7 protein-coding genes and 2 rRNA genes are annotated in these 7,008 nt (G+C 58.2%); 6 read left to right on the plus strand and 3 right to left on the minus strand.

The annotated features are described in order from the left end of the window. Positions 1–83 (plus strand): 23S ribosomal RNA (locus ACTIEN_RS21445); the annotation flags it as partial. 214 nt (positions 84–297) lie between these two features. After that, a 5S ribosomal RNA gene (gene rrf / locus ACTIEN_RS21450) occupies positions 298–412 on the plus strand. A gap of 112 nt (positions 413–524) precedes the next feature. On the opposite strand, the gene ACTIEN_RS21455 is transcribed toward rrf, so the two are convergent. Further along, the gene (locus ACTIEN_RS21455; protein WP_439525185.1) at positions 525–1,169 is read right to left on the minus strand and encodes a class I SAM-dependent methyltransferase; all 645 of its coding nucleotides are present in this window, start codon (positions 1,167–1,169) and stop codon (positions 525–527) included. A gap of 267 nt (positions 1,170–1,436) precedes the next feature. On the opposite strand from ACTIEN_RS21455, the gene ACTIEN_RS21460 reads away from it, so the two are divergent. After that, the gene (locus tag ACTIEN_RS21460) at positions 1,437–1,958 is read left to right on the plus strand and encodes an acyloxyacyl hydrolase (RefSeq protein WP_439525186.1); all 522 of its coding nucleotides are present in this window, start codon (positions 1,437–1,439) and stop codon (positions 1,956–1,958) included. 4 nt (positions 1,959–1,962) lie between these two features. On the opposite strand, the gene ACTIEN_RS21465 is transcribed toward ACTIEN_RS21460, so the two are convergent. Together ACTIEN_RS21465 and ACTIEN_RS21470 are read right to left on the minus strand one after the other, a co-directional pair. Continuing rightward, positions 1,963–3,015 carry an ABC transporter ATP-binding protein gene (locus tag ACTIEN_RS21465; RefSeq protein WP_439525187.1) on the minus strand — a complete coding sequence of 351 codons (1,053 nt, stop codon included), beginning with the start codon at positions 3,013–3,015 and terminating at the stop codon, positions 1,963–1,965. Next, a complete protein-coding gene (locus tag ACTIEN_RS21470) occupies positions 2,996–3,835 on the minus strand; it encodes an IclR family transcriptional regulator (RefSeq protein ID WP_439525188.1) in 840 nt (279 codons plus the stop codon). The genes ACTIEN_RS21465 and ACTIEN_RS21470 overlap by 20 nt, the downstream gene beginning before the upstream one ends. Before the next feature lie 150 nt (positions 3,836–3,985). Between ACTIEN_RS21470 and ACTIEN_RS21475 the strand changes: the two genes are divergently transcribed. The 3 genes from ACTIEN_RS21475 to ACTIEN_RS21485 form a co-directional block, all read left to right on the plus strand. After that, on the plus strand, positions 3,986–5,248 hold the full coding sequence (locus tag ACTIEN_RS21475; protein WP_439525189.1) for an ABC transporter substrate-binding protein: 1,263 nt from the start codon (positions 3,986–3,988) through the stop codon (positions 5,246–5,248). A 99-nt stretch (positions 5,249–5,347) separates the two neighbouring features. Then, the gene (locus ACTIEN_RS21480; protein WP_439525190.1) at positions 5,348–6,271 is read left to right on the plus strand and encodes a carbohydrate ABC transporter permease; all 924 of its coding nucleotides are present in this window, start codon (positions 5,348–5,350) and stop codon (positions 6,269–6,271) included. A gap of 88 nt (positions 6,272–6,359) precedes the next feature. Then, positions 6,360–7,008: carbohydrate ABC transporter permease (locus ACTIEN_RS21485; protein WP_439525191.1), on the plus strand; the 649-nt coding region annotated here is incomplete at its 3' end.

Here is a 7,008-nt window from a genome sequence, read left to right on the forward strand (position 1 = left end):
GACCACCACGTCGATAGGCCGGAGGTGTAAGCGCAGCAATGCGTTCAGCTGACCGGTACTAATGGCCCGATAGGCTTGATTTGATCCAGTAACAACAAAACCGGCGCGTTGCACAGCAACGCACCGAGTGGCAGGCAGGCTATGACCCAGTCATGCCCGTTGCCACACCGTGGAATGACAGAACACCGTCACCCACACCTGGACCAATGATCAAAAGCACATCATCAAGTGAAAAAACTTGGCTTGGACAACAGTTGATCCCGTCACACCAAAATCGTGACAGGGGGGTTTATTCGGTTTGGTGGTCATAGCGTGAGCAAAACACCCGGTCCCTTTCCGAACCCGGCCGTTAAGTGCCACCGCGCCAATGGTACTGCGACTCAAGTCGTGGGAGAGTAGGTCACCGCCAAACCTAATAAACCCCCCAAATAATTACGTGTCTCTCTATTACGATACCTCCAAAATCAACATATGACGTGATACCGTTCTTGCTGAAGGCAGGGATGTTATCGCGTTGATCCCGTTCAGGGGGTCAGACGCCTATTATGCGGCTCACTTCTGGCACCGTCAGCCTGCGCCGGACGGGAAACCCGAAACGCATCGCAGGTCACGCCGCCGCCGTAGCGCAGGAAGATCGTGCCGTCACGCGCATGCCGTCCGATTGCGGCAGTGACCGCGTCGCGTTCAGCGGGCCAGAGATAGGCATAGATGACGTCGAAATCGAACAATCCAAATCCGAGCCCGGTATCGAAATCCCCGATGTCACTGCCTGGTTCAAATAGCGCATCTGGTTTGTAGCTGCATTGGTGAAATGCCACGTCGACACGATGGCACGCTGCAAGATTGCGGGACATGTCGATGAGGCGGGGTTCGATCTCGACCCCTGTGGCGTTCCATCCCAGACGTCGCGCCAGGCAGGTGACGATGCCAAGCCCGCTGCCCCATTCGCAAAAGGACGGGTTTTTTGCGGAGACATAGGGCTCTGCGGCGGTCAGGAAATCCAGGGCGATGGCACCGCTTGAGGTCACCAGGCCGGGAATGCGTTCTGGTCCGCGTTCTGCCGAAAGATCTGCGGCGATCCGTGCCGCGTCAGCGATAAGGTCCGTGTCGCCGCCCGGTGGTGCACCGCGTGTCAGGACGATCGGCAAATCGACCAGGCCTTGTACCATGAAAGCTCCTTGCAGGACTTCGGAGAGATCGGACCACATGCCGTGAACCCTCAGCCAGTGTAAGTGTGTGACGCTCCGGGCAAGACATCAAGCTTGAAGACGATGGCGCCCCAAGTTCCTCTTTCACATCGCGCATCCCTGCCGTCCCGTTAACGGCATGAAAATCGTGATTGCCGCTGTGCCAGTCCCGATCAGCGCCGTGTTTCGATTGCGCGGGATGGATAGCTTTGGCATGGTGATGCGAGGGTGAAAACAGGGGCAGGCATCATGGCAGACGGAACTTTCGCAGTACTTATGTTCGTTCTCGGCTTGACCGACATGGGCGTAAACCATTGCGGGACAGATGCGGGGTGCCTTGGCAAGTCAGACGTGACTCCACGCTTTGCAATTTCCGGTGGCGAAGTGCTTGAACGGCGCGCCGACCCGGCGGGCGAGGTCTATCTGCGCTATGATCTGGGCCACAAACGCGGGCCGTTCGGCAATGCCGCCGGTCTGTCCATTGGCGAAAACGGGGAAACATGGGTCGGCTTCGGTTCGACCTACACGATTCCCTTTGGACGCAGTGGCGGGTATGCTGAACTGCATTCGATGCCGGGGCTGTATTTCGACAATGGCGGATTTGATCTGGGGGGAGTGATCGAGTTTCGGTCCGGACTTGAACTGGGCTACGAGACGTCCAAAGGCTGGCGCATGGCGCTGAGCTATGATCACCGCTCGAATGCCGGGATCTACGATGACAATCCAGGCATCGAGACCGTGCAGTTCAAAGTGTCGATCCCGTTGAACTAGTCCGTCATCGCAACCGGGCTTCGGTTTTTGCGTCGAACAGGTACATGTGGTCGGGGTCCAGAACCAGATCGACCATGTCTCCATCCGACGAGCGCTGATCGCCGCGTTCTTCGACGATGATCTTTTCGCCGTCCGGTCCGATCAGGTGGGCATAAGACACACCGCCAAGGCTTTCGGTCAGATCCACCCGGTGCGATGTGCCGGGGGTCAGGTCAAGATGTTCTGGCCGTAACCCGATCAGCACCGATTGCCCGTCTTGCGCGGTCGCGGTTTTCGCCACCGGTTGGGTAAGCCCATCCGACACCACCTTGTCCCCCTGAACCTGACCCCGGATAAAGTTCATGGACGGCGATCCGATAAACCCTGCCACGAACCGGTTGTCCGGATCGCGGTAAAGTTCCATGGGGGCCCCGACCTGTTCGATACGGCCAGCGCGCAGCACCACGATCTTGTCGGCCAAGGTCATCGCTTCGACCTGATCGTGGGTGACATAGATCATCGTCGCGCCGATTTCCTTGTGCAGGCGCGCGATTTCCACCCGCATTTCGACGCGCAGTTCGGCGTCGAGATTGGAGAGTGGTTCGTCGAACAGGAACACCTCTGGCCCACTCACAATCGCCCGACCAATCGCCACACGCTGACGCTGGCCCCCGGACAGGGCTTTGGGTTTGCGCTTGAGATAGTCGTCGAGTTTCAGAATTCGGCTGGCCTCCGAGACCTTTTTCTTAATCTCTGCAGTGGGATGGCCGGTCATCTTAAGGCCAAATCCCATGTTGTCCTCGACCGTCATATGGGGGTAAAGCGCATATGTCTGGAACACCATCGAGACGCCGCGATCCGATGGATCAAGCCGGGTCACATCGCGTTCACCGATCCGGACTTTGCCTTCCGTGGTCTCTTCGAGCCCGGCCACCATCCGCAAGAGCGTCGACTTGCCGCAACCCGAGGGCCCGACAAAGACGCAGAATTCGCCGTCGTCGACATCAAGGTCGATGCCGTGGATGACCTGCGTCTGGCCATACCGTTTGATGACGGTTTCAAGGGTCACTCCGGACATGGGAAATCTCTCCGTTGTTGGGTGTGTTGGGCGATGCGGAGGGTTGCGGGAAAAGCCAGTTTTCGGCGTCTTGCGCAATCGCGGCGGCGGCCAGTTTGAGGCGGAGGCCAAGCCTGTGCAATGTCTCAAGATCGGTGCGGCGGGTGGTTCCGGTGACGGACAAAGCGCCCAGCGGTCGCGACTGCCGGTTCAGAATCGGGGTCGCCACGCAGACGATACCGACTTCATGTTCCTCGCGGTCGAAACTCAGGCCTTCTTTCCTGATCTCGGCCAGTTCCTTGCTCAGACTGGCCGCCGAGCAATGAGTCGTTGACGTGAACCGATGCCAGCTTTGCTGGGCGAGGGCGGTCTTGAGTTCAGATTCCGGCAGAAACGCCAGCATCGCCTTGCCGACACCGGTGCAATAGGCCGGTCCAACCTTGCCGGCCTGGCTGAACATCTCGACCGGATCGCGCGCGTTGCGTTTGTCGACATAAAGCACCTGCGCATGATCAAGCTGGGCAAGATGCACGGTTTCGCCGGTCTCGGCGCTCAGCGCGTCAATATGCGCACGGGCAACCGGGGCGAGTGAGGATTGCGCCCAGGCGGCATGCGCAAGTCGCACTAGCCGCAGCCCCGGCGCATAAGTCTGCCGTTCGGGATCGTATTGCAGCATCCGCTGATTGGTCAGGGTTTGCACGAATCGGTACAGAGTCGCCTTTGGCAGATCTGAATCGTTGAGCAACTCTCCGAACCGCACCGGTCGGCTGTAGGACGCAATCTGGTCCAGCACAGCAAGCGCTTTGCCGACGGTTCCATCGTTTCGTACAACCGCAGTCATATGCGCGAAATCCCTCCCTTAGCCAGGTTCGTGGTGCCACGGCTGTTGACAACCATAGGCGAGTCGCTGTTATGATTTCAATATGCAAAACAAGGTTTCGAATAATGGAACCATTCTTGCACCAGAATTGGGAGCATAAGGGAGGACACCATGCGTTCCACATTGAAAGCGTCGGCATTGGCGCTGACCGCGGCCTTTGCCGCCTCGACGGCATTTGCACAAGACAACGCACTCAGCGGCGATCTCAAGATTTTCCTCGACACGTCGAACCCGGCACCGCGTGCAACCATGGAAGCGATGATCGAACGGTTCGCAGAGGCGCATCCTGATCTGAACATCGAAACAACCGTGATCGACCGCGAGGCGTACAAGACCCAGATCCGAAACTTTCTGACCGCAGATGCGCCGGATGTGGCCACATGGTACGCCGCCAACCGGATGAAGCCCTATGTCGACGCGGGCCTTTTTGAAGACGTGTCCGACCTCTGGGAAGAACCCGCAATTGCCGACAACCTTGCCTCGACCAAAGGCGCGATGACCATCGACGGCAAGCAATGGGGCGTTCCCTATACCTACTACCAGTGGGGCATCTATTACCGCAAAGACATCTTCGACGAATTGGGCCTGTCCGAGCCCGCGACATGGGAAGAGGAAAAAGCCAACTGCGCCAAGATCGTCGAGTCCGGCCGTGCCTGTTATACCATCGGTACCAAGTTCCTGTGGACCGCTGGCGGCTGGTTTGACTACCTCAACCTGCGCACCAACGGTTTCGACTTCCACATGCAGCTTGCTGCGGGTGAGGTGGCCTGGACCGATGATCGCGTCCGCCAGACCTTTGCCAATTGGCGCGAACTGATCGACATGGGCGGTTTCGTCGACAACCACCAGAACTACAGCTGGCAGGAAGCGCTGCCGTTCATGGTCAATGGCGAAGCCGCGTCCTACCTGATGGGCAACTTCGCCGTGGCGCCGCTGCGCGAAGCCGGTCTGAGCGATGACCAGCTTGATTTCTACCAGTTCCCAGCGATCAACCCGGATGTCGAACTGGCCGAAGACGCGCCGACCGACACGTTCCACATCCCGGCCAATGCCAGCAACAAGGAAGCAGCCCGCGAATTCCTGCGTTTTGTTGTGTCTGCCGAAGAACAGACCGTAATCAACAACGGTGAAAACCTCGGCCAGCTTCCGGTGAACGCGTCTGCGTCGATCGATGATGACAAGTTCCTTGAACAGGGCTTCACCATGCTGTCCTCCAACAGCCCGGGTGGCGTGGCACAATTCTTTGACCGCGACTTCCCGGCGGAAATGGCGGCCGAAGCGATGCAGGGTCTGCAAGAGTTCATGGTGATCCCGGACAATCTGGACGACATCCTTGCGCGGCTCGAACAAGTCCGAGAGCGCGTCTACAGGTAAGTCAGGCATTCGGCGGGCCGGGCGCCATCCCGGCCCATCCCGGCCCATCCGCAAGCCGACAATCGGTTTTTGCGTGGCCCGTGTGGAGGAGACCCGACCATGACCGTCACAGCCCTGCCTGACACCGAACCACCGCAACGCGGCTGGTACAAACGCAACGAGATCGCGGTCACGCCGTGGCTGTTTCTTGCCCCCGCGATCCTGTTCTTCGCGGTCTATGTCATCATTCCGATCTTCCAAAGCTTCTCGATCTCGCTTTACGACTGGGATGGACTGGGGCAGGCGGAGTATATCGGGCTTGGCAACTATGCTGAACTGATGAACGATCGCGCATTTGAAGTGTCCTTGTGGAACAACTTCAAATGGCTGCTGTGTTATCTTCTGGCGATCCCTGCTGGCCTGTTCATCGCGCTGTTTCTGAACCAGACCGTGCCGGGTATCCGCATTTACAAATCCTTGTTCTTCTTTCCTTTTGTGCTTTCGCAAGTTGTCGTCGGGCTGGTGTTTGCCTGGTTCTACCTGCCGAACGAAGGTCTGCTGTCCAACATGCTGGAACTGGTTGGTCTTGGCCCCGTCAACGTGCTGGGTGATCCGCAACTGGCGACCTATGGCATTATTCTGGCCGGACTTTGGCCGCAGACCGCCTATTGCATGATCCTGTATCTCACCGGCCTGAACGCCGTCGATCCCGAACAGGTCGAGGCGGCGCGACTGGACGGCGCGAAGGGCTGGAAGATGTTGTGGTACGTGATTGTGCCGCAGCTTCGCCCGGCCACATTCATCGCTTTTGTGGTCACGATCATCGGCGCGCTACGCTCGTTCGATCTTATCTCGATCATGACCAACGGTGGCCCGTTTGGACAAACCCGCGTGCTGTCCTTCTACATGTTCGAAAAGGCACTGTCGGAATATGGTTTCCGCATGGGCTATGGCGCGGCCATCGCTGTGATCCTGTTCCTGATCATGCTGGTCTTCATCGCCTACTTCCTGTGGTCGATGTATCGCGAAGAGAAAGGGCACTGAGCATGTTGTTACTGACAGGAGCCTCCGGCGGGAGTTTATTGGGCAAGATGAAGATCAGGCCGTTGCGCAATGACGGGGGGGCGATCTGATGTTTCCGCGGCCCATTCAACAGGCCAGCGCGCCTGCGCAAACCGCCTACAAGACGATGCTGCCCATCGCGCTGATCCTGTGGCTCTTGCCACTGATCGCGGTTGCGGTGTTTTCGATCAAACCGGCCTCGGATTTCACCCAGGGAAACTACTGGGGTGCGCCGGGATCGTTCGAGATGCTCAACAATTACGGGCAGGTGTTCTTCAGTTCCGACATGCCGCGTTACATGCTGAATTCCGTGTTCATCACCGTGCCCACCGTTATTGGTGCAGTGGCGCTGAGCGCGATGGCGGGCTTTGCGCTTGGCATCTACAATTTCCGCTCGAACATCTGGGTGTTCTTCATGTTCGTCGCGGGCAATTTCGTGCCGTTCCAGATCCTGATGGTGCCGGTGCGCGACCTGACGCTGGACCTTGGGCTTTACAACACCAAGACCGGCTTGGTGCTGTTTCACATTGCGTTTCAGACCGGGTTCTGCACGCTGTTCATGCGCAACTTCATTCGCGCGTTGCCGTTCCCGCTGATCGAGGCGGCACGGGTCGAAGGTGTTGCGGAATGGCGCATCTTCTGGTTTGTCGTGCTGCCATTGATGAAACCGGCGCTGGCGGCACTTGCCGTGCTGATCTTCACCTTCATCTGGAACGATT

Source organism: Marivita sp., assembly GCF_051859345.1.
In the GTDB taxonomy this organism is placed as follows: domain Bacteria; phylum Pseudomonadota; class Alphaproteobacteria; order Rhodobacterales; family Rhodobacteraceae; genus Marivita.